At 64.1% G+C, this 22,465-nt stretch carries 20 protein-coding genes and 1 tRNA gene; 12 read left to right on the top strand and 9 right to left on the bottom strand.

Annotated features, from left to right (window positions below; translation table 11 throughout):
- Window positions 1-12 precede the first annotated feature (12 nt).
- The 3 genes from NKH70_RS02940 to NKH70_RS02930 are packed head-to-tail and all read right to left on the bottom strand — an operon-like array spanning window position 13 to window position 3,813.
- Entirely contained in the window at window positions 13-1,584 is a 1,572-nt protein-coding gene (locus tag NKH70_RS02940) for an ATP-binding protein (RefSeq protein WP_352913057.1), read from the bottom strand.
- On the bottom strand, window positions 1,572-2,264 hold the full coding sequence (locus NKH70_RS02935) for a response regulator (RefSeq protein ID WP_352913059.1): 693 nt from the start codon (window positions 2,262-2,264) through the stop codon (window positions 1,572-1,574). The genes NKH70_RS02940 and NKH70_RS02935 overlap by 13 nt, the downstream gene beginning before the upstream one ends.
- A 4-nt stretch (window positions 2,265-2,268) precedes the next feature.
- A complete protein-coding gene (locus NKH70_RS02930; RefSeq protein ID WP_352719405.1) occupies window positions 2,269-3,813 on the bottom strand; it encodes a DUF4153 domain-containing protein in 1,545 nt (514 codons plus the stop codon).
- Window positions 3,814-4,091: 278 nt separating this feature from the next.
- On the opposite strand from NKH70_RS02930, the gene NKH70_RS02925 reads away from it, so the two are divergent.
- Both NKH70_RS02925 and NKH70_RS02920 read left to right on the top strand, forming a co-directional pair.
- Window positions 4,092-4,973 carry an HpcH/HpaI aldolase/citrate lyase family protein gene (locus NKH70_RS02925; protein ID WP_352913063.1) on the top strand — a complete coding sequence of 294 codons (882 nt, stop codon included), beginning with the start codon at window positions 4,092-4,094 and terminating at the stop codon, window positions 4,971-4,973.
- Window positions 4,974-5,000: 27 nt separating this feature from the next.
- Window positions 5,001-5,207, top strand: a complete 207-nt coding sequence (locus NKH70_RS02920; RefSeq protein ID WP_352913065.1) for a DUF1737 domain-containing protein — start codon at window positions 5,001-5,003, stop codon at window positions 5,205-5,207.
- A gap of 263 nt (window positions 5,208-5,470) precedes the next feature.
- Here NKH70_RS02920 and NKH70_RS02915 read toward each other — a convergent pair whose 3' ends face one another.
- Window positions 5,471-5,893, bottom strand: coding sequence for a metallopeptidase family protein (locus tag NKH70_RS02915; RefSeq protein ID WP_023721935.1), 423 nt, complete (start codon window positions 5,891-5,893; stop codon window positions 5,471-5,473).
- 184 nt (window positions 5,894-6,077) lie between these two features.
- On the opposite strand from NKH70_RS02915, the gene NKH70_RS02910 reads away from it, so the two are divergent.
- The 3 genes from NKH70_RS02910 to NKH70_RS02900 are packed head-to-tail and all read left to right on the top strand — an operon-like array spanning window position 6,078 to window position 11,876.
- Window positions 6,078-7,151, top strand: coding sequence for an ImuA family protein (locus NKH70_RS02910; RefSeq protein ID WP_352913067.1), 1,074 nt, complete (start codon window positions 6,078-6,080; stop codon window positions 7,149-7,151).
- Complete coding sequence (locus NKH70_RS02905; protein ID WP_352913068.1) at window positions 7,093-8,571, top strand: DUF6504 family protein; 1,479 nt, start codon at window positions 7,093-7,095, stop codon at window positions 8,569-8,571. Before NKH70_RS02910 ends, NKH70_RS02905 begins: the two co-directional genes overlap by 59 nt.
- Entirely contained in the window at window positions 8,568-11,876 is a 3,309-nt protein-coding gene (locus NKH70_RS02900) for an error-prone DNA polymerase (protein WP_352913070.1), read from the top strand. Before NKH70_RS02905 ends, NKH70_RS02900 begins: the two co-directional genes overlap by 4 nt.
- 89 nt (window positions 11,877-11,965) lie before the next feature.
- Here NKH70_RS02900 and NKH70_RS02895 read toward each other — a convergent pair whose 3' ends face one another.
- The 4 genes from NKH70_RS02895 to NKH70_RS02880 all read right to left on the bottom strand — a co-directional run bounded on the left by NKH70_RS02895 (window position 11,966) and on the right by NKH70_RS02880 (window position 14,698).
- The gene (locus NKH70_RS02895) at window positions 11,966-12,205 is read right to left on the bottom strand and encodes a Trm112 family protein (RefSeq protein ID WP_292665009.1); all 240 of its coding nucleotides are present in this window, start codon (window positions 12,203-12,205) and stop codon (window positions 11,966-11,968) included.
- Between the two features lie 82 nt (window positions 12,206-12,287).
- Window positions 12,288-12,959 (bottom strand): LON peptidase substrate-binding domain-containing protein, encoded by a 672-nt coding sequence (locus tag NKH70_RS02890; protein WP_352913071.1) that lies wholly within the window; start codon window positions 12,957-12,959, stop codon window positions 12,288-12,290.
- A gap of 163 nt (window positions 12,960-13,122) precedes the next feature.
- Window positions 13,123-14,115 (bottom strand): thioredoxin, encoded by a 993-nt coding sequence (gene trxA, locus NKH70_RS02885; protein WP_352913073.1) that lies wholly within the window; start codon window positions 14,113-14,115, stop codon window positions 13,123-13,125.
- Window positions 14,116-14,200: 85 nt separating this feature from the next.
- The gene (locus tag NKH70_RS02880) at window positions 14,201-14,698 is read right to left on the bottom strand and encodes a prolyl-tRNA synthetase associated domain-containing protein (protein ID WP_352913075.1); all 498 of its coding nucleotides are present in this window, start codon (window positions 14,696-14,698) and stop codon (window positions 14,201-14,203) included.
- Between the two features lie 232 nt (window positions 14,699-14,930).
- On the opposite strand from NKH70_RS02880, the gene NKH70_RS02875 reads away from it, so the two are divergent.
- The 3 genes from NKH70_RS02875 (at window position 14,931) to NKH70_RS02865 (ending at window position 17,158) form a co-directional block, all read left to right on the top strand.
- Window positions 14,931-15,005, top strand: a tRNA-Gly gene (locus tag NKH70_RS02875).
- 384 nt (window positions 15,006-15,389) lie between these two features.
- Complete coding sequence (locus tag NKH70_RS02870; protein WP_292665306.1) at window positions 15,390-15,728, top strand: hypothetical protein; 339 nt, start codon at window positions 15,390-15,392, stop codon at window positions 15,726-15,728.
- Between the two features lie 191 nt (window positions 15,729-15,919).
- Window positions 15,920-17,158, top strand: coding sequence for a M24 family metallopeptidase (locus NKH70_RS02865; protein WP_352977034.1), 1,239 nt, complete (start codon window positions 15,920-15,922; stop codon window positions 17,156-17,158).
- A gap of 9 nt (window positions 17,159-17,167) precedes the next feature.
- Here NKH70_RS02865 and NKH70_RS02860 read toward each other — a convergent pair whose 3' ends face one another.
- On the bottom strand, window positions 17,168-18,040 hold the full coding sequence (locus tag NKH70_RS02860) for a helix-turn-helix domain-containing protein (RefSeq protein WP_352913077.1): 873 nt from the start codon (window positions 18,038-18,040) through the stop codon (window positions 17,168-17,170).
- 106 nt (window positions 18,041-18,146) lie between these two features.
- On the opposite strand from NKH70_RS02860, the gene NKH70_RS02855 reads away from it, so the two are divergent.
- The 4 genes from NKH70_RS02855 to NKH70_RS02840 all read left to right on the top strand — a co-directional run bounded on the left by NKH70_RS02855 (window position 18,147) and on the right by NKH70_RS02840 (window position 22,455).
- A complete protein-coding gene (locus NKH70_RS02855; protein ID WP_023675947.1) occupies window positions 18,147-19,418 on the top strand; it encodes an extracellular solute-binding protein in 1,272 nt (423 codons plus the stop codon).
- 207 nt (window positions 19,419-19,625) lie between these two features.
- Complete coding sequence (locus NKH70_RS02850; RefSeq protein WP_353024801.1) at window positions 19,626-20,486, top strand: carbohydrate ABC transporter permease; 861 nt, start codon at window positions 19,626-19,628, stop codon at window positions 20,484-20,486.
- Entirely contained in the window at window positions 20,483-21,349 is an 867-nt protein-coding gene (locus NKH70_RS02845; RefSeq protein ID WP_353024800.1) for a carbohydrate ABC transporter permease, read from the top strand. The genes NKH70_RS02850 and NKH70_RS02845 overlap by 4 nt, the downstream gene beginning before the upstream one ends.
- Before the next feature lie 8 nt (window positions 21,350-21,357).
- Window positions 21,358-22,455, top strand: a complete 1,098-nt coding sequence (locus NKH70_RS02840; RefSeq protein ID WP_352913081.1) for an ABC transporter ATP-binding protein — start codon at window positions 21,358-21,360, stop codon at window positions 22,453-22,455.
- Window positions 22,456-22,465 lie beyond the last annotated feature (10 nt).

Below are 22,465 nucleotides of genomic sequence, written 5' to 3'. Positions count from 1 at the left end.
TGAACCGCCGAGTCACGCCGCCGGCAGGATGATCTCGAAGCGCGTGCCGCTCGCCGAGTCAACCAGCCGGATCGTGCCATCATGCGCTTTCAGGAGGGCCAGCACGATGCCGAGGCCCATGCCGGTGCCACCGCAATCGCGGCGCGTGGTGAAGAACGGCTCGAAGATGCGGCCTCGGTTGCTGGGCGAAATGCCGGCGCCGTCATCGTCCACCACGATGGTGGCCTTGCCGTCCGCGCTTGCTGCCGTGACCGAAACCAGCGTCGCGCCGTGCCGCGCCGAATTGTCGATAAGGTTGGCCAGCACGATCGTGGCGTTTTCAGCCGATATGCGCAGCCCGATCTCGGCGCCCGCCTCGAGGCGTACCGCCAGCCTGTCATCGGCCGGCAGCAGCGCCAGTGCCGCACCGAGCGATGTGCTTTCGCCGCTCGGCTCGAGATTTTCGGCGCGCGCCAGATCGAGCAGGCGGCGCACCAGCAGATTGAGCCGGCCGGCATCGGTGACGATATTGTCCGAGAAGCGCCGCCGCTTGGCCTCGTCCATCGCGCTGCCCGAATCGCGCAGCAGTTCGGCCGCCCCCTGGATCGCCGTCAGCGGCGATTTGAGCTCGTGCGAGACGTGGGTGGCAAAGGTCTGGATGCCGTCGGAGCGTGCGTGCAGCTTTTCGGCCATGTCGAGGAAGGCGGCGGAAAGCGCTGCCATTTCGCGCGTGCCGTGGTGATCGAGCGGCCTGATCGCCGCGCGGTCGCCGGCGGCGATGCGTTTCGTGCGTTCCATCAGCGCATAAATCGGCCGGCTGACGGTGCGCAGGAAGACCAGCCCGATCAGCAGCGTGCCGCCGAGGATGGCGATTGCCGCCAGCGCCACCTTGCCGCGCTCGCCATAGAGATGCTTGACGATGTTGTTCGGCGTCCGCGACAGATAGACCACGCCGGCGACCTTGCCGGAGACCGCAACCGGCATGGCGACAAAGACGCGAACCTTGGTGCCGCGGCTGACCGAATAGAGCGGCGGCGACGGCTGGTCGGGAACCCGCAGCCTAAGCGCGCTGGCGTAGCGGCCGGCAAGTGCTGCGCGAACTTCTTCGACAGCGCCGAGCGACAGGCCGGCTTCCTCACGCCCGGCGATGACCACGCCTCTCGGATCGAGCAGCCGGAAGCCGGCTAGCGTGGTCTTCTGCGTCTCGGCAAGTATGCCCGACAGCCGCGCGCCGATCGCCGCGAAGGCAGGATCGACGCTGGCCGCGGTGGCTGCGGGCCGGGTCGGCAGGATCCTGTCGGACGCAAGATCGAGGCGCGGTTCGATCGGCAGGTAGCGAGAAGCCCGATCGCCGGTATCGGGCGGAGGCATGGGTGTGCCGAGCTTTTCCGGGGCAAGGCCGGCCTCACGGACCTCTTGCGCGTAGATCGCGGCAAGGGCGGCACCTTGTGCGATCAGCTCGGCCTCGGTCTGGCGGATCAGCTGGTTCTCGTAGAGCCGGAAGAAGAACAGGCCGGCCAGCGGCAGTGCCATCACCATGATCAGGATGGCAATGACGACCGTGGCAAGCCGTGGCCGCCATTTCTGCGCGGTCACGCGCCGCATTTACCCAGCCGGAAGCCGACGCCGTGCACGGTCTCGATTGCATCAAGGCAGCCGACCGCCGCCAGTTTGGCGCGGATGTTGCGGATATGGCTGTCGACGGTGCGGTCTGCGACATGGATGTTGGCCGCATAGGCATTGGCCATCACCATGTCGCGGCCAAGCACATGCGCCGGCCTTGCCAGAAATCCTTGCAGGATCGCGAATTCGATCGAGGTCAGAACCAGTGGCTTGCCGTCGAAGCTGGCTGTATGGCTTGCCGGAACCAGCAACAGTCTGCCATGCGAGAATTGCCGGTCGTCGGCTGGTTTCGGCGTGGGCCGGGCGCGGCGCAGAATGACGTTGACGCGGGCGACCAGCTCGCGCGGGCTGAACGGCTTGGTGACATAATCGTCGCCGCCCATTTCCAGCCCGAGGATGCGGTCGATCTCTTCATCCCGCGCGGACAGGAACAGCACCGGCACGTCGGATGTGTGGCGCAGCCGCCGGCACACTTCCAGCCCGTCCATTTCCGGCATGCCGATGTCGAGCACGACAAGATCGGGAGCACGGCGTTCGATCGCCTGCAAGGCAGCCGCGCCGTTCGGCACCGTCAGCGTTTTCATGCCGGCCTTTTCGAGCGCGAAGCAGATGATTTCGCGAATGTGCGGATCGTCGTCGGCGACCAGTATGTGGTGCGGCATCAAATCAGCGGCCCGGCATGAAGGGTTCGGACATCGGAGGAACCACGAACGGGCCACGCCTGTCGAGGGCGCGGTTGAGCCGCCAGTCACGAAAGCTCCAGCCGCGCCAGTTTTCCTGGCCGGCGCGGAAGCGTGCTTCGTCCTGCGCGTACCAGCCGGCGAGTTCGCGGGTGGAGGCATCCTCCGCGGAAACCGTCCTGCTCTGGTGCTGGACGAAGCGATCGAGCGCCGGCAAGGCGCCGGGCCCGAGCGAGCGCAGGTACCAGACGTCGAGCTGGGTGCCTTGGCCGGTCATTTCGAGGGAATGCTCGACATTGTAGTTGGCGATCAGCGCGGCAAAGTTGATGAACGAGCAGGCATAAAGCGTCGCCGATAGCGTCAGAAGATTGGCGGAAAGCAGCCATTCGTTGGACTTTTCGCGCGCAATGCGGGCTATGATCAGGACAAGGCCCGCCGCCACCAGCCCCATCCAGACGAAGGCGGCGACACGCCAATAGGTCAGCGCATAGATGCCGACATAGAGATCGAGCCGCAGGATCGACGAGATGACCAGGACCACGTTCTGCGCCACCCAGACATAAACCAGCCGGCGGATGAGCGGATCGCCGGAGGTCGCACTTCCCGGCCTCAGCGCCGCCAGCACGAAGCCGGCCGCCAATAGCGCCGTGACGATCAGCGGATAGGCGCCGCGATGCGCGTAGGCGGCATAGGTCAGCCCGTCGGGAAGCGCGATACCGCCCCACAGATAGGTGGCGTCGAGTGCGCTCTGCACCGCGAACAGGATGTTGAAGACGACAAGCGCGCGGAGAATAGCGGCCTTGCCGAAGATGATGTCCTCGATGGTGGTCCTGGTGGCCGGCGTCGCCGGTGCGCTTGCTGGGGACACGCTGCGGCGGCGGAGAAAGCGCGGCAGGCGCGGCCGCAGAAGGGCCCAGACGCCGGCAAGCACGAACAGCCAGAAGGCGAGACGTGGCAGCTGGATGAGGTCGAGCAGTGCCATCAGGTCGATCAGCGAGAACCAATATTCGATGACCGGATTGGCGGCGCCGAACAAGGCGAGGAACACCGCGCCGAGGCTCAGCGGCATGACCCAGACGGCGATCGCCGCAAGGCGCACGCGCCGCCGGCCAAGCCGCCGCGCCGCCTTGCGGCAGCGGAAGAAATCCAGGACCAGCCGAAATGGCGTTGCTAGCAGGAACAGCGAAAGTTGGCCGGCAATGCGGGCAAGGCCGGACCGCAACCGTCCGGCCAGTGAAAGCGCGAAGATGGCCGTCGCCGCCAGCGCGATCGAGACGGACAGTGCGCTGACATTTTCCACAAGCGGCAGCAGCGCCATAATCAGCGCAACCGGCTTGAACCAGAACCTGCCATCGTTGAAGATGCCGAGAGGATGGAGAGCCATGCTCGCCGCGGCAATCGCAACGCCGAACAGGAAAAGTGTGATGCCGGCCGGTTGGCCATAGAAGAAGAAATCAGCCAACGCGACGAGCAGGACGGCAACGCCGAAGCGGCTGCAATAGCTCGGCGCCGCCGAGAGGAATACTGTCATGATCGGGCTTTCTCGGCGGCTTTGATGCGGCCGGTGGGCAGGGATTTGCGGACGAAAGGGAGGAGGTTTGCCGAAGTCTGGGGCGGATCGACGAGCCACCAGCTTTCGCGGCGAAGCCGGTACGGCAGGGACCAACGGGAGTTCGTTTGCTCTTGCATGCCGCCCCTGTCGCATTCTGTCGGGTGGCAAGCGGGGCGGAGACGAGGAGATTTTCCGAAATTGCGTGCAGTTTTTATGCACGGCTTGCCTCGGCCGGTTGCAGGCGGCATAGATCGGAGATGACTGCCGAACCCTCCCGCCCGCGCCGCTCGGTGCTTTACGTCCCGGCTTCGAACGACAAGGCACTGGCCAAAATCCCGTCGCTGGCCTGCGATGCCGTCGTCATCGATCTTGAGGACGCCGTCGCCCCGGCCGACAAGCCTTCCGCGCGCGAAAAGCTGGCGGGGATTTTCGCCGGCCGTTCCGACCGGCGCTGCGAGATGGTCGTGCGCATCAACGCGCTGTCGAGCGAATGGGGCGCCGACGATCTGCTGGCCGCGGCAAGATGCACGCCCGGCGCCATCCTGCTGCCCAAGGTCGACACGCCGCGCGACATTCTCGAGGCAGGCGACGTGCTCGACGACAATTTTATCCCCGACGAAGTCAAGCTGTGGGCGATGATCGAGACGCCCAAGGCGCTGCTCAACATCGGGCCGATCGCCGAGCTCGGCCGCGACCCGGCCTCTCGACTGGTTTGTTTCGTTGCCGGAACGAACGACCTGGTCAAGGACACGGGCATTCTCGCCACGCCCGACCGGCGCTATCTTGTGCCGTGGCTGATGCAAATGGTGCTCGCGGCGCGTGCCGGCGGCCTCGACCTGCTCGATGGCGTCTTCAATGATTTTCGCGATATGGACGGCTTTGCGCGCCAGTGCACGGAAGCGGCCGCGATGGGTTTTGACGGCAAGTCGCTGATCCATCCGGCGCAGATCGAAGCCGCGAACCGCGCCTTTGCGCCGACGCCTGAAGCATTGGCCGAGGCGCGCACAGTCAAGGAAGCCTTCGCGCTCGCCGAAAATACCGGCAAGGCGGTAGTTGCGCTGAACGGCAAGATGGTCGAGCGGCTGCATCTGGCGCAGGCCGAAAAACTGCTGGCGAAGGCCGCCGCTGTTCGCGCATGATTATCGTAACTGACGACAGGATTGAAAATGAAACTCTACCGCTTTTTGTCCGGCCCGGACGACGCCAGCTTCTGCCACAAGGTGACGGCGGCGCTCAACACGGGCTGGCATCTGTTCGGTTCGCCGACCTATGCCTATGACAAGGAGGCCAAGACCATGCGCTGCGGCCAGGCGGTGGTGAAGGACGTCGAGGGCCAGGAATACGGCCCCGACACCAAGCTCAGCGACTGGTAGACTTAGATTCAGGTCAGGCCGCGCCGGAGTCGAAGACGGGCGCGAAGCGACCAGACTGGGTGGTTTCCGAGAACCGGAGCGGAGCGTACTTTTGGGTACGTGAGCCCGCGCATGATTCCGAAATCGAGATCGATTTCGGAAAGGTCATGCGCAAAATCAAAGTTCTACAGCGTCCTTTGCGCGCCCAATAGGGCGCGCGGCGCTGTAGGTAAGCGCAGGAAGCCGCCGTTCGCAGGCCGGCATCACCTGAATATCAGCACATCCTACTCCGCTGCCTCTTCGATCTTCTCCATATCGTCGTCCGACAGGCCGAAATGGTGGCCGATCTCGTGGATCAGCACGTGGGTGACGATGTCGCCCAGCGTTTCCTCGTTCTCGGCCCAGTAGTCGAGGATGGCGCGGCGGTAGAGCGTGATGCGGTTCGGGCCTTCGCCGGTCTGCGGATTCCAGCGCTCGGCGATGCCGCGCCCCTCGAACAGGCCGAGCAGGTCGAAGGGCGTTTCCAGAGAAAGGTCGTCCATGATCTCGTCGGTCGGGAATTCGGCGATCTGAATGACGATCTCGCCGGTCAGCTTGCGAAACTCCTCCGGCAGATGGGCATAGGCCTCCAGCGCCAGGAGCTCGATTTCCTCCATCGTTGGCGAAAGCTGGTCGTGCCAGATGCGTGTTTGGTAGATGCGAGCCATGCTTTGTCCTTTGATCCCGGCATATAGGCTTTCGGGCCGGACTCGGCAAATGGCCGGGCTGGAGTGCCCGTGTCATGCCCCCACTACAGGAATAAATTCCCCATGACTCCGCTTGACTCTTCGGGCGGCCTCTGGAATCTATAGGGAACATAACAGGAACAATTGTGAGTGGAAGCTGACCGTCATGGCGACAAGCGCCGTGGCGCGGGAGACTGTTTTTGCCCTGCGCCGCCAGATCGCGAAAATCGAAGGGACCTTGCCCGAGCGCCTGGAGGCGCCGGCCGGTTCGTCGTTTGACGCGGATGTCCCTCGTCAGAGTCTGACACCCTCTCGGCATCCGACACCCGCTCGGAATCTGACGATTGTCCGGCGCGGTCTTGCCGTGGCGCCGCCCGATGCGTTTTTGCGCACCGGCGCCGAGCGCCTCGATGCTGCGCTGAGCGGCGGCCTGCCGAAAGCGGCGCTGAGCGAGTTTCATGGCGCCGCGACCCGCGATGCCGGGGCCGTCGCCGGTTTTGTCTTGTCGCTCGTCAGCCTGATCCTCAGCCAGGGGCCGCGACTGCCGGTGCTGTGGATCGGCACATCCGAGGTTTTCCGCGAGGCCGGCTTTCCCTATGCCAGGGGGCTTCATGCCTTCTTCGGCATCGAGCCGGAGCAATTGCTGTTTTCCGAGGCGCCAAGGCTGCTCGATGCGCTGTGGGTCGCCGAGGAGGCTGCCAGGATGACGGCGCTGGCCGCCGTCATCCTCGAAATCCGCGGCAGCCCGCAGCGGCTTGACCTCACCGCGACGCGGCGGCTGCACGCCCGGGCGCAGAGTGCCGGCCGGCCGCTGTTCCTGCTGCGCCAGGCCGGCGAGCCCGAGCCGACGGCAGCGCCCGTCCGCCTCATCCTGTCGGCGGCACCGGCGGCAACGCGTAAGACGCTTGCCGGGCCGCTCGCCGGCTCGATCGGCCGGCCCGCCTTCACCGTCGCCATCGGCAAGAGCCGCACGGCCTTGCCCGGAAAATTCACACTGGAGTGGAACCCCGACGAACGCATATTCGAAGAAAGACGGGGCGAGCAAGGAAGGTCTCAGGAATGGGCCCCAGAACGGCCAAAGAATCCTATCCCTGTGGTTTCCGCATCTCGCCGCCGAGAGGATCCTGCGGCAGCGTCTGGGGCGGTCCTGGCGTTCCCGGCCGTCGGATCACCTGCCGCTGGTGATCAGCCATCGCCAAGGGAACACCCAGCGCATCGCCGCCCTCGACGAACGGGCTGAGACACTTAATCTGAAGCGCGGCATGGGCATAGCCGATGCGCGCGCCATGCATCCCTCGATCGACATCGTGGAGGCCGATCCGGAGGCCGACCGGCGCCTTCTCGAAGGCCTCGCCGACTGGTGCGACCGCTATACCCCGCTGGTGGCGCTCGACGGGACCGACGGCCTCTATCTCGACGTCACCGGCTGCACCCATCTTTTCGGCGGCGAACGCTCGATGCTGGACGATATCCTGTCGCGTTTTTTCCATCAGGGCTTCGATGTCCGCGCCGGGCTTGCCGCCACGCCTGGTGCTGCCTGGGCGGCGGCGCGGTTTGCCGGCGACCGCATCGTTCCCGATGGTGAGGAGGAAGCGCTTCTCGCGCCCTTGCCGTTGGCGGCGCTGCGCATCGGCCCGGAGGTCCGCGCCAGCCTCGAAAGCGTCGGCCTGCGCACGGCGGGCGCCGTCATGGCGGCACCGCGCGCGCCGCTGGCCCGCCGCTTCGGCGCATCGCTGCTCTTGCGCCTCGACCAGGCGCTTGGCCGCCTCGAGGAGGCCGTGTCGCCGCGCCTGCCGGTGGCACCGCTTTCGGTCGAGCGTCACCTTGCCGAGCCGATCATGCTGACCGAGGACATCGAGCGGCTGACAGGCATGCTGGCAACCACCTTGAAGAGCGACCTCGAGCGTCGCGGCGAGGGCGCGAGGCGGCTGGCGCTGCTGCTTTTCCGCGTCGATGGCGGCGTCAGCCGCATCGCCGTCGGCACCTCGCGGCCTCTGCGCGAGCCGCGGCTGATCCAGAAATTGTTCCACGAAAGGCTTGCCGCGCTCGAACAGGATATCGACGCCGGCTATGGCTTCGACCTCGTGCGCCTTTCGGTGCTGACCGCCGCCGCCTTCGACATGCAGCAGGCAGACCTTGCCGGCGAGACGAGCGACGACGGTGCCGATATCGCGCTTTTTGCCGACCGCATTCGCGCCCGGCTCGGCGAAGGCGCGGTCTTGAAGCCGGTCGCCGTCGAGAGCCATTTGCCGGAGCGCGCCGTCGCCACCCTTCCCTTCACGGAGGCGCCGCAGAGAAGCTCGCCGCCGAAGCAGCCCGACAAGGCGAAGGACGCTCCCACGACCGTCTTCCAGCCGGAACGGCCGATCCGGCTTTTCCGTTCGCCCGAGCCGATCGAGGTGCCGGCCACCGAAATGCCGGAAGGCCCGCCTTTGAACTTCCGCTGGCGGCGCGCGCTCTATCGGGTCGCGCGCGCCGAAGGGCCGGAGCGCATCGCGCCGGAATGGTGGCGAGGGGCGGCGGGACGAGAAGATGAGCCGACCCGGGATTATTTCCGCATCGAGGATGCCGATGGCCGCCGTTACTGGCTCTATCGCCAGGGCCTCTACGGCGCCTCGCAGCCTTCGCCGCGCTGGTTCATGCATGGGGTCTTCGCATGAATGCGCTGACGGCCATCCCCTATGCCGAATTCGGCATCCAGTCGAACTTCTCGTTCCTGCGCGGCGCCTCGAAACCGGAGGAGCTGGTGGTCGCGGCAAAATTCATGGGATTTTCGGCGATCGGGCTCGCCGACCGCAACACGGTGGCGGGCGTTGTGCGCGCCTGGCAGCAGGCCAAAGTGGAAGGTGTTTCCTATCATCCCGGCTGCCGCCTGGTGTTTTGCGACGGCACGCCGGACATCCTCGCCTACCCGCGGGACCGCAAGGGCTGGGGTCATCTCTGCCGCATGCTGACGCAGGCCAATCTGCGTGACGAAAACGAAAAAGGGGCAACGCTTCTCAAACAGAACGACCTTCTCGAATGGGGCGATCGCCTGTCGCTGGCCATCCTGCCGGATCTGTCGGCGGACGCGAACGATAGCCTCGCTTTGCTTAGCCGGCTCAGGGATCGCTTCGGCGAAAGGCTGCGGCTGGCTGTTTCGCCGGATTACCGCGGCAACGACCGCTTCCGGATCGAGCAGGCGGCGGCGATGGCCGAACTGGCCGGCATCCCGCTGATGGCGACCAACGATGTGCTCTACCATACGGCGGAACGGCGCCCGCTGCAGGACGTGCTGACGGCGATCCGCCTCAATGTGCCCGTCGCCGAGGTGGGGCTGGAACTGGCGGCCAATGCCGAGCGTCACTTAAAGCTGCCGCTGGAGATGGCACGGCTTTTCCGCAGGCACCCGCAAGCGCTGGCGGAAACGCTGCGTTTTGCCGGCGAGCTGACCTTCTCGCTCAGTGACCTGCAATACAACTATCCCGATGAGCCGACGGAATCGGGCCTCGGGCCGCAGGCCGAGCTGGAAAGGCTGGCCAAGGAGGGAGCCGCCATCCGCTACCCCTCGGGCGTGCCCGCTTTTGTGACGCAGCGCATCGAGGAGGAACTCGCTCTGATCGAGCGCCTGAACTACGCGCGCTATTTCCTGACCGTCTACGACATCGTCAAATTCGCCCGCAGCCAGAACATTCTCTGCCAGGGGCGCGGCTCCGCCGCCAACTCGATCGTCTGCTTCTGCATCGGCATCACCGAAGTTGGCCCGGACAAGATCGACACGCTTTTCGAGCGCTTCATTTCCGAGGAAAGAAACGAACCGCCCGACATCGACGTCGATTTCGAGCATGAAAAGCGCGAGGAGGTCATCCAGTACATCTATTCCAAATACAGCACCAAGCGCACCGCGCTGGCCGCCGCCGTCGTCAGCTACCGGAGCCGCTCGGCAATGCGCGAAGTGGCCAAGGCGATGGGCCTGTCGGACGACGTCCGGAGCGCGCTGTCCAGCTCGATCTGGGGCTGGTCGACCTCAGAGCTCGGCGAAAAGGAGACAAAGGCCGGCGGCCTCGATCAGACCGATCCATCGACAAGGCATGTGATCGAATGCGCCAACGAGATCATGGGCTTTCCCCGTCATTTGTCGCAACATGTCGGCGGTTTCGTCATCACCAGGGACCGACTCGACGAGATCGTGCCCATCGTCAAGACGGCGATGGACGAGCGCAAGATGGTCGAGTGGGACAAGGACGACCTCGACGCGGTGAAAATCCTTAAAGTGGACGTGCTGGCGCTCGGCATGCTGACCTGCCTGCAGCGCGCCTTCACCCTGCTTCAGGATCACTATCCGAACGCGCGGGACGAGTACGGCCGGCCTTATGTGCTGGCCACCCTCCCGGCCGAGGACAAACATGTCTACGACATGATCTGCCGCGCCGACACGATCGGCGTCTTCCAGATCGAATCCCGCGCGCAGATGTCGATGCTGCCGCGGCTGCGGCCGAAAAGCTTTTACGACCTCGTCATCGAGGTGGCGATCGTGCGGCCCGGCCCGATCCAGGGCGACATGGTCCACCCCTATCTGCGCCGCCGGCAAGGCAAGGAAAAACCCGAATATCCCAAGCCGGAACTGGAAAAAATACTCGGCAGGACGCTGGGCGTGCCGCTGTTCCAGGAGCAGGCGATGAAGATCGCCATCGTCGCCGGCGGCTTCAGGCCGGGCGAGGCCGATGAACTGCGCCGCGCCATGGCGACATTCAAGCGCACCGGTACGATCGGCAATTATCGCAAGAGAATGGTCGACGGCATGGTCGCCAAGGGTTACGAAAGAGACTTCGCCGAGCGCTGCTTCAAGCAGATCGAGGGTTTTGGCGAATACGGCTTTCCCGAAAGCCACGCCGCCTCCTTCGCCCTGCTGGTCTATGCCTCCTGCTGGTTCAAGACCTTCTATCCCGACGTGTTCTGCGCCGCGATCCTGAATTCCCAGCCGATGGGTTTTTACCAGCCTGCCCAGCTTGTCCGCGACGCGCGTGACCACGGCGTCGAGATCCGCGAGGTCGACGTCAATTTTTCCGGCTGGGATTGCGCCTTGGAGAAATCGCCTTTCGATCCGGATCGTATCCTTGACCGCCATGCCCAGATGCGCGGCGTCATCCGGACCAGCCATGCCGTCCTGCTTGGCTTTCGCCAGGTCAAGGGCCTGTCGAAGGAGCGCATGGAAGCGTTTGTGTCGAGGCGAGGCGCCGGCTATGCATCCGTGCGCGACGTCTGGCTGCGCTCGGGCCTCAACGTCGACGAGATCGAGAAACTGGCACAGGCCGATGCTTTCCGCTCGCTTGGGTTGAACCGTCGCGACGCTCTATGGGCGGTCCGCGCGCTCGACGGCAAGAGTGCCGCCGAAAAGCTGCCGCTGTTCGACCAGCCGGCGATCCGCTTGCGCGATCTGGAGCCCGAAACCAGGCTCCCGACAATGCCGCTCGGCGAGCACGTCGTCCACGATTACCGCTCGCTCGGCCTGTCGCTGAAGGCGCACCCGGTCGCCTTCCTGCGTGAAAGGCTGGATCGGTCCGGCGTCACGCCCAATGCGCGCCTCGGCCAGGTGCGGGACGGCCGGCGCGTTTCGGTCGCCGGCCTCGTGCTGGTGCGGCAGCGGCCGGGCAATGGCAAGGCGATTTTCCTGACGCTGGAAGACGAGAATGCGGTCGCCAACATCATTTTCTGGGAAAGGACCTTCGACCGCTTCCGCCCCATCGTCATGGGCGCGCGTCTCATCCGCGTCACCGGCAAGCTGCAATCGGAATCGGACGTCATCCATATCGTCGCCGAGAAGGTCGAGGATCTGACGCCGTGGCTGTCGGTGCTGCTGGAAGAGGCAAGACCTGCGGATGAGCCTTCGAGCAGTGCAGACGAGGTTCGGCCGGGCAGCATCGCGCAAACGGAACTATTGGGAAAGGCAGAGAAGGTCATGCCCAAGGGGCGCAATTTTCAATAGGCCTCATCCTTCGTCGGAGCGCTGCTGCGGTGCTGAACTTTGATGCCGGCGGGACAGAGGGGGGTGCGAAAGATCGCTATAGACCGGCCTTATCCCGAGCCACCCAGGCGCGGCGGCGGTGGCATGGCATCATCTATGGCGATGACACGCGCCTCCGAGGGCAGCATGATCGGAATGCCGTCCCGCACCGGATAGGCAAGCTTTGCCACCCGCGAGATAAGCTCGCCGCGCTCCGGATCCCAGGCAAGCGGCCCCTTGGTCAGCGGGCAGGCCAGCAGTTCCAGCAGCTTGGGATCGACAGTCCTGTTCCCGTCACGTCCATCCGCCATTCGATCCATCCTTCCACAAGGCAATCGGTTAAGGTTTCGAGCGCGGACGTCCTTCTCCCCTTGTGGGAGAAGGAGGGCCAACCTACTGCAAACTCGAACCGAAATCCTCATTGTCGCGCGCCAGCGCCATTTCTGTGATGGCGATCAGCGTTTCGGCGCGTGTCTTCAGATCGGCCGCTTCGAGCAGCGCCTGTTTCTCGGCCGGCCCGTAAGGCGCCATCATCGACAGCGCGTTGACCAGCATGGCGTTTTCGGCGCGGCTGACGCTTTCCCAGTCGGCCTCCAGATCGTTGGCCTGCAGATAGGCGCGAAAAGCTTTGAGCAGCGCCGGCCGATCGATCTCGGCTTCTGCCTGGTCGTCGTCGAGATCGGTGAGAAAGGGTGCCAACCGGCACTGGCGGAACGGCGTCTTGACCGTGAGTTCCTGGACAATGCGGAACCGGCACACGCCCTGCAGCGAAATCAGGTAACGGCCGTCGCCGCTCTCGGACAGCGCAATGATGCGCCCGGCACAGCCGACATTGCAGAGCTCCGGCTCGCCGCCGGGACGCAGCGCACCGTCAAGGCTGGGCTGGATCATGCCGATCAGCCGCGGCCCGGCGATCGCCTCGTCGACCATCTGCAGATAGCGCGGCTCGAAGATGTTGAGCGGCATGCGGCCTCCCGGCAGCAGCAATGCGCCCTCAAGCGGAAAGATCGGCATGGTCGACGGTAAGTCCGCAGCGAGCCGGTAATGCGCGTTTCCCGCCTGCACCTCAATCCTCCGATCGCTTTGTCAGGAAGCGCACCAAATCCGTCTCCTCCCGGCCGGCACAAGGCGCAACACCGGAAACCTGAAATCGAACGCCGTCCGAAAACCTAATCTGGCGCAGCCGCCGCCCACCGCAAGGCCGCGCGACAAAACAGTCTGCGCCGGCTCAGGAAAAGAGCAGCGACGACAGTTTGCGCCGTGCCGACAGCGTTGCTTCGTCGGTCATGCCCCATGCCTCGAAGAGCTGCAGCAACTGGGTTCTGGCGCCGTCGTCGTTCCACGAGCGGTCGGCCTTGATGATCGCCAGCAGATTGTCGGCCGCCGCCATGCGATCACCCTTGGCGTTCTGGATCATGGCAAGCTCGAACCGTGCCTGGTGATCCCCGGGATTTTCGGCCAGTCGCCGTTCCAGTTCCGCCGGATTGCCGAGTGCCGCGGCTTGCGCTGCGAGCGCCATCTTGGCCCGCAGCGCGGCGAGCTGGGGCGCATCCTTCTTCGCTTCCGGCGCCCGCGCCAGCACCGCCTCGGCACCTTCGGCATCGCCGGCCTCGAACAGCAGATCGCCCAAGCCGGCGATCGCCTCGATCGTCGCCGGCGCCTGTTCCAGGATGGCATCGTAAATGTCGGCCGCCGTCTGCACATCCCCGGCGTCGCGCGCCTCGGCAGCCGCGGCCAGCGCTTCGGCCACTTGCGGCGCGCCACCGTTCTTGCCGCCAACCTTCTGGATGAATTGCGTGATCTGGCTCTCGGGAATGGCGCCCATGAAGCCGTCGACCGGCTGGCCGTCCTTGAAGGCAATGACCGCCGGTATCGACTGGATGCCAAGCTGGCCTGCGATCGATGGATGGTCGTCGATATTCATCTTGACCAGCTTGACCTTGCCGCCGGCGGCTTTCACCGCCTTCTCCAGCAGCGGCGTCAATTGCTTGCAGGGGCCGCACCATGGCGCCCAGAAATCGACCAGCACCGGTTGGCGGCGCGATTCCTGGATCACGTCGGCGGCAAATCCAGCGGTCGTTGTGTCCTTGATGACGTCGGCCGGCGCCTCCGCAAGCGCGACCTTCTCACGCGCGGCATCGGTGCCGCCATATTGCACGGTGGTGGCATACTGGCCGCCATTGCTGCCAAATGGGCCGCCAAAGGGGTTGCTATCGCTCATCTCATCGCCTTTCAGTCGCGCCGCCGGCCAAGGGACGGGCGCAACATCCGTCTTTAGAACCCGGTTTCAGTCACCCATGTGGCGATCATGCCGAGACTTTCAAGATAACAGCATCATGTCCGGTTGCCTCGACGAATTTGACCAGGTCCGCGGCAGCGATGGACGTCGTCGCTTCGTTGGTCAGCGGGTGGGCATTGACCACCGCATGGCCCATCAGCTCCTCGTCCAAAACGACCTTGACCCTTCGCTCGGTATCGTTGATCAGCCCGAACACCGTGACCGCGCCCGGGACGACGCCGAGAAGCTCCATCAGCATCTCCGGCCGGCCGAAAGACACGCGCCCCGCAGCGCCGATCAGATGGTGGATCTGCTTGAGATCGACCACCGCCTCCTCGTCGACGCTGACCAGGAAGAAATTGTCCTTCTTGTCCTTGAGGAACAGGTTCTTGGTGTGGCCGCCGGCAATCTCGCCGCGCAGCGCCTGCGAATCGGCAACCGTGAACAGCGGCGGATGCCGCCGCGTCGATACCTCGATCCCGAGTCCGGCAAGAAAGGCGAAAAGTTCGGCTTTGGTCTTCGGCATCGGTCTTTCTTCTGATGGCCCGCTTTCAACGGCTTGTTCGGCTAACGCCGTTTACGGCCAATGATGCGGCCAAGACAAGCCCGTCGCGCAACGCGGGGGCGATTGCCTTGCGACGTCTCGCAAGCATGGCTTGTCCGCATCGCCGGCGAAGCAAAAAGCCTGCGAATTCCCTGTTGCAATCGCCGCGCTCTTCAGCCATATAGGCGCGGCTTGCGGCCCAAAAGCCGCGCGAGCGGGTGTAGCTCAGGGGTAGAGCACAACCTTGCCAAGGTTGGGGTCGAGCGTTCGAATCGCTTCACCCGCTCCATTTCTCTCAAGGGAAATCAAGCATCGAAAAGCCGCGGTCCGCCGCGGCTTTTTCGTTTCAGGCGGTTGAGGTCGCGGCGATTTCAAGCCTGCTAAAATGGCCGACATAGCCCGATCACCTCGCCCCTGTGGGATCGTACGCCAGCTTTGGCTGCTTAGGCGAAGCGAGTCTGTCGCTTTGCCACCTTTGACCAGCAGGCGTCTCCTTGCGGGAAGTAAGCTCCTGGGATTTCAGACTTTTGCGCGTCGATCCCGGACCAAGGTCCGTCTTGCAGAATGCTGTGTTTGAACAAAGCTTGTTAGATAGCGGGCTTCCACTTTGGAAAGTCCTGACGTTTTTCATCTGGAACCCATCCTGGCGGGAGGGCGACTCGAAGGAGGAACTATGAAAACGCGCACCTGTCTATTCGCGACTGTAGCCGCTCTCACCCTTGTCGCGTCTCCGGTCCTCGCTGCTCCCGGCGGCAATGGCAATGGCAACGGCAATGGCGGCAGCAACGGTAACGGCGGAAACTCGGCCGGGGCCGGCTCGCAGGGACACGGAGCCGCCACCTCCGCCGCAGCCAAGGACAAGTCGACGACCGGAGTTGCTCATGCAATGGCGGTCGTTGCAACGACACCGGCCTCACCGCGGGCTACGCTGGCCTTGCAGGCAGCGCTGGATAGGAAGGCCGCGAAAGACGCGGCAGACACTGCCGACGACACTTCCGACGAAACCGAATAAGCTTTCGAAGCCGACAATTGTCGCGTTGAAAAGCCGCGGTTCGCCGCGGCTTTTTCGTTTCCCGTCCTGGCGTCGAACTCTCAAGGTGAACAGCGCTTCCAGAAAAAAGCTGCTCCACCGCGGCACTGAAGCTACGCTAAGGCCAAATGCCGCCGCGTCGGCATCGAATTCGATCGCACTGGAGGGAACCCATGACCGGCTTTGTCGACCGCGAGCGCGCAACAGACCTGATGCAGCGCGCCGGCATCGAGGCGCTGGTGCTTTGCGAGCCCGAGGCGTTCCAGTACGCCACCGGCGCCTGGATCGGCCCGGCCGGCCTGTTCCGCCGCGCCGGCGCCGGTTTCGTGGTCATCCCCAAGCGAAACGACCTGCCGATCGGCATCGTGGTGGCGGATTTCCAGGCTGCCCAGCTCCGGGCGGCGATGGCCGGCGCCGTGGTGCGCACGCATCCGATCTGGATCGAATCGGCGTCGTTTGAGCCGGCGACGGCCGACCGGCCCGTTGCGCAGCGAATCGAGGCCGGCCTGGTTGGCCGCGCGCCCGGTTTTTCCCGCCCGGCGACCTTCGAGCTTGCCCGCTCCGTCCGCGAGCTGAAGAGGATGCTTGCCGAATTCGGGCTGGAGCGTGCAACGCTCGGCATCGAGCTGGATTTTGTCCCGGCCAGCGATTTGTCCGCAATGCAGGCGATGTTGACGGGGACTGCCCTGGTCAACGGCTCGCAGATCCTCGACAGGCTGCGGGCAGTCAAATCGCAGAGCGAGATCGACCTCCTGCAGCAAGGCATCGTCCTGTCGGAAGCCGGCCTGTCGCGGCTGCAGCAGCATGCGGCGACCGGCATGCGTCAGTCGGAGCTGATCGCGCTCTACCGGCAAGGCGTCGCCGATGCAGCCGCCGGGTCATCGCAGCAAATCTCGACGGCGGAATACGTCACGCTGGGCGCTCGCCCCAAAAGGGCCGATGCGGTCGCCGCCGCCGGCGATCCGCTCAAGGCCGACATGGTGTGCAGCGTGAACGGCTATGCCTCGGACATGTCGCGGAATTTCACCTTCGGGCCACCGTCGCCCGAACAGGCCGAATTGCATGCGATAGCCGAACGCGCCTTCGCCGACGGGCTTGCCGCGCTTATGCCCGGAAAGCCGTTCGCCGGCGTGCATCACGCCGCCAGCGAAAGCCTGGCGCGCCAGGGCCTGCATTCCTATCGCCGCGGCCATTTCGGCCACAGCGTCGGCCATTCCGTGTTTTCCGAGCAATGGCCGTTCATTTCGGCCGACAGCGATGTCGTGATCGAAGCCGGCATGGTGCTGGCATTCGAGATCCCGCTCTACATCGACGGTCTCGCCAGCTTCAATCTCGAGGACCAGTTCCTGATCACCGCCAACGGGCCGCTGCCAATGAACCGCCTGCCGAGAAGCCTGGCTACTTTCGGCTGAATCCAGCCGTCACCTGGCGCCCGCCACGCCCCTGCGGAAATCCGACGGCGACATGCCGGCAAGCTTGCGGAACGACTTGTTGAAGGCGCTGAGCGAACCGAAGCCCGATTCCATGGCGACGCGCAGCACATTGGCATCCTGATGCATCAGCAGCGCCTGCGCGTAGCTGAGGCGCAGCAAATTCACATATTCGTTGAGCGTCATGCCGGTCGATTTCTTGAAGATGCTCATGGCGTATTTGGGATGGATATCGGCCGCCGCGGCGATATCGACGCAATCGATCTCGTAGAGGAAATTCTCGGCGATGAAGTCGCACATGCGCCCGACATTGCGCAACGATTGCTGATCGAAGGGACTGCCTATCTCCTGTTCGACCAGGGTTTCGGGCACGAGCCGGTAAGGCTCGAAGCGCACCCGCTCCAGCCGCAGCAAAAGCTCGTTGACGGCATGCTCGGCCTTGACCGGGTCGCCGGAGCGGGCATAGCGGTTCCAGCGTTCGAAATTGTGGTCGTCCGACCGGTCGGTGGCGTCGGTCACCAGCGTCGCCCCCGTCATCAGCCTGTTGCGGACATCGACGGGCAAATGCAGCCGGAAGAAATGCACCAGCGGCAGATGCGCGCCGGCATAGATGGCATCGTCGGAGGCTTCGTCCATCTGGTGCGGCAGGCCGCCCCAGAACAGGCACATGTCGCCGGCAGAGAGCGAAAGCCCGTGTCCATCCATGCGGTAATGCACGGCGCCGCGCACGATGAAATTCACCTCGACCTGGGCATGCCAATGCGGCTTGAGCATCACCAGGGGCTGGGTGTGGAACATCTGCAGCAGCAGCGGCAGGCCCTCCACGCTGCTGGCGCCGGGCTGGTAAAACGGCCTTTCCGGCATCTTACTTTCCGCTCATTTCTTATTCCCTTTGTCGCGGACAAGGCGTTCCCGAGGCCTAGTCTAGCCACGCTCGCAAACAGAGAGCAACTGAAATGGGAGGATTTCAATGCGCATAAAATTGACCTGCGCCGCGCTCGCGCTTGCCTTGGGCTCCAGCCCGGCCTTTGCGCAGTCCGGTGAAATCACGATCTGGAGCTGGAATATCGCGGCTTCGTCGCTGAAGGCCACCATAGCGGGCTTCAACAAGCAGTATCCCGACATCAAGGTCACGGTCGAGGACCTCGGCAACCAGCCGACTTACGACAAATCGATCGCCGGCTGTGCCGCCGGCGGCGAGGGGCTGCCTGACATCGTTACGATCGAGAACGGGGAAGCGGAAAACTACTGGAGCCAGTTCCCGGATTGCTTCGTCGACCTGCACACGCTCGGCTACACCGCGGAAGACCAGGCAAAATTCCCCGACTTCAAGCGCACCGAGCTCGAGGTTGACGACAAGGCCTATGCGATGCCGTGGGATTCGGGCCCGGTGGCGATGTTCTACCGCCGTGATTTCTACGAGAAGGCCGGCGTCGACCCGTCCTCGATCAAGACCTGGGACGATTTCATCGCCGCCGCCAAGAAGATCCAGGCCGCCAATCCCGGCGTCACGATGACCAACGCCGATTTCAACGGCGATTCCGAATTCTTCCGCATGATCTCCAACGAGCAGGGCTGCGCCTATTTCTCGGCCGATGGTCAATCCATCACCGTCAACCAGCCCAAATGCGTCGATGCCATGACCAAGATCAAGGAGATGAAGGACGCCGGCATCATTTCCTCGGCCGACTGGAGCACCAAGATCACCAACAACACCGCCGGCAAGGTCGCCACGCAGATGTATGGCGGCTGGTATGAAGGCACCGTGCGCACCGAATCGCCCGATGGGGCAGGCAAATGGGGCGTCTATTTGATGCCGAGCCTGACCGCCGACGGTCCGCGCGCCGCCAATCTCGGCGGCTCCTCGCTCGCCATCACCTCGGTGTCGAAGAACAAGGAAGCCGCCTACGCCTATCTGAAATACACGCTTGCGACGAATGAGGGCCAGATCACCATGCTGAAAGGCTTCGGCCTGGTGCCATCGCTGATTTCGGCGCTCAACGACCCTTATGTCTCCGAAGGCCTGCCCTATTGGGGTGGCCAAGCGGTGTGGAAGGACATCCTCGGCACCTTGCCCAAGGTCGTACCCAGCCGCGGCACGCCGTTCCAGAGCGACGCCGAAATCATCATCCGCGCGGTGCAGACCAAATATCTGGCCGGCGGCTATCCCGACGCCAAGGCAGCGCTCGACGATGCCGCAAGCCAGATCGCCGCGGCGACCGGCCTGCCGGTCAAGTCGTGATCTGAACGAGGCGGCTCCGAGCGCACGGCTCCCCTTCTCCCCTTGTGGGAGAAGGTGTCGCCGAAGGCGACTGATGAGGGGCGCTCCAGCTTGGCGCCGGCGGCACTCCGGCCATCACCCCTCAACCGTCTCGGCGCTACGCGCCGATCCACCTTCTCCCACAAGGGGAGAAGGCAAGAGACTTGAAAAGCAGAAAGGAGGAAAACGATGCGCTACCAGAACGCCACGGCGTATCGCTTTCTCGCGCCTTATCTGCTGATCTTTTCGATCTTCTGGCTGTGGCCGATCATCGATTCCTTCCTGATCTCGTTCCAGGCGACGCGCACCGTGCCATGGCGTTTCGCGCCGACCTTCAACTGGGGCCGGCTGATCGGCGATCCGGCCTTCTTCAATGCCTTGAAGAACACATTGCTGATCCTTGTCATCCAGGTGCCGGTGATGATTTCGCTGGCGATTGTGATGGCGGTGCTTTTGAATTCGCCGCTGCTCAAGGCCCGTGGCCTGTTCCGCTTTGCCTTCTTCGCGCCGGTCGTGGTCGGCGAGGTCGCCTATTCGGCGGTTTTCCGGCTGATGTTCAATCTCAACTACGGCATCATCAACAAATTGCTGAACAGCATCGGCCTGCCCAGTGTCGACTGGTTTACCAACGTCACCCCGGCGATGGCGGTGATCATGATGGCGGTGACGTGGCGCTGGGCCGGCTACAACGCCATCATCCTGCTCGCCGGCCTGCAGTCGATTCCCGAGGATGTCTACGAGGCGGCGACCCTGGACCGGGTCAGCAAGGTCAAACAGTTCTTCTACATCACGCTGCCGCTGCTCAAGCCGATCATCGTGTTCTGCGCCGTGCTGTCGATCATCGGCACCATGCAGCTGTTCACCGAGCCCTTCCTGATCACCGAGCGCGGCGGGCCGGGCGGCGGCACCGAAACGCTCGGGCTGCTGCTTTACCGCCAGGGCTTCCGGTCGCTCAATTTCGGCTACGCTTCGGCCATCGCCTACACCATGGCCGGGCTGGCGATTGCCATTTCGCTGGTGCAGATATGGCTGACGAGGGAACCGAAATGACCTCGCGCTCCCCAATTGGCCATTCCCGGGTCAGCCGTTCCCAGGCCAGATTGGGCCGCAGCATCGCGCTGCATCTCTTCCTGACGCCGCTGGCGCTAGTCTGGCTGTTTCCGCTGTGGATGATGGTGGTTTTTTCGACGATGCCCGACAACGGCATCTTCAGCCCCGACATCGAGCTTTTGCCGCATGGCAATTTCCTCGACAATGTCAGCAATCTGCAGCGCGGCACCAATTTCATCGGCGCCATCGGCATCTCCGTCTCGGTGGCGGTGACCTATACCTTCCTGTCGGTGATGCTGACCTCGATGGCCGGCTGGGCGCTGGCGCGTTACAACTTCTTCGGCAAGGGCATGGTCGTCGCCATCATATTCGGCACCATCACGCTGCCCTATGCGGTCGTGCTGATCCCGCAATTCATCATGGTGGCGCGCGACTTCAAGCTCGCCAACACCTGGGTGGCGCTGATCGTACCGCCGCTGTTCAACTCGCTGGGCGTGCTGTTCATGCGGCAGAGTTTTTCGATGATGCCGCACGAGCTGTTCGACGCCGCCAAGGTCGAGGGCGTCAAGGAATGGCGGATATTCCTGTTCGTCGCCATGCCTCTGGCACGGCCGATGCTGGCAGCGCTCGCCATCATCCTGTTCCTCGCCTCCTGGAACAACTATCTCTGGCCGCTGCTGATCAATTCCAAGCCGGGCGCAATGACCGCGCCGGTGGCGCTCGGCACACTGATCGGTCTCACCAAGGTGTCCTGGGGCGGCATCATGGCGGGCGCGGTGATGCTGACGGCGCCAATGCTCGTCGTGTTCGTGCTTCTGCAGCGCCATTTCGTCGCCGGCATCGCCGCCGGCGCCATCAAGTAAGGATCAGCATGGCGGCAGTCACACTCAAAAACGTCATCAAGCGCTTCGGCGTCTTCGAGATCGTCCACGGCGCCAACATCGACATCGACGACGGCGAATTCGTCGTCTTCGTCGGCCCTTCCGGCTGCGGCAAGTCCACGCTGCTCCGGATGATCGCCGGGCTCGAGGACATCAGCGACGGCGAGATCGCCATTGGCGGCAAGGTGGTGAACGACGTCGAGGCGGCCGATCGCGGCATCGCCATGGTGTTCCAGTCCTACGCGCTCTATCCGCATATGACGGTCGAGCAGAATCTAAGCTTCGGCCTGAGAATGACCGGCAACCCCAAGGCAGATACCGAGCGGCGGGTGAAGCGGGCTTCCGAGATCCTGCGCATTGCCGAGCTGATGAAGCGGCGGCCGCGGCAATTGTCGGGCGGCCAGCGCCAGCGCGTCGCCATCGGCCGCGCCATCGTGCGCGAGCCGCAAGTGTTCCTGTTCGACGAACCGCTCAGCAATCTCGATGCCGAGCTCCGGGTGCAGATGCGCGTCGAGATATCGCGCCTTCACAAGGAGCTTGGCGTTACCATGGTCTATGTGACGCACGACCAGACCGAGGCGATGACGCTGGCCGACAGGATCGTCGTGCTCAACGCCGGCAATATCGAGCAGATCGGCGCGCCGCTCGATCTCTACGACGACCCGGCCAACCGCTTCGTTGCCGGCTTCGTCGGCTCGCCGAAGATGAACTTTCTGGCGGCGAAAATGGTTGGCGCCGAAAACGGCGCTGCGGTCGTCGAACTGGTCAACCATCGCGGCGCGCGACTGCGCAAGCCGCTTTCGGATGCCTTGCCTGCGATAGGCGGCGATGTCGTGCTCGGCGTGCGGCCGGAGCATTTCTTCGACGCCGGCCAGGGCGATTGCGACCTTACCCTCAAGGCCGACGTCGCCGAGCACTTGGGATCGGTGAGCTATGTCTATGCCAATTCCGGGACCGGGGGCGGGCGCGAGGAACTGATCATCGAGCGCGAGGCCTCGCGGCATCGCGCGAATGGCGACGACCTGGTGGTGTCGATCAAGGCCGACCGCTCGCTTCTCTTCGACGCCACTGGCGCACGCATTCGCTAACCCATCTTTC

The organism is Mesorhizobium sp. M0991 (genome assembly GCF_040318915.1).
Lineage (GTDB): Bacteria > Pseudomonadota > Alphaproteobacteria > Rhizobiales > Rhizobiaceae > Mesorhizobium.
Note: the sequence above shows the minus strand (reverse complement) of the source record. Positions and strands in the feature narration are given on the sequence as shown.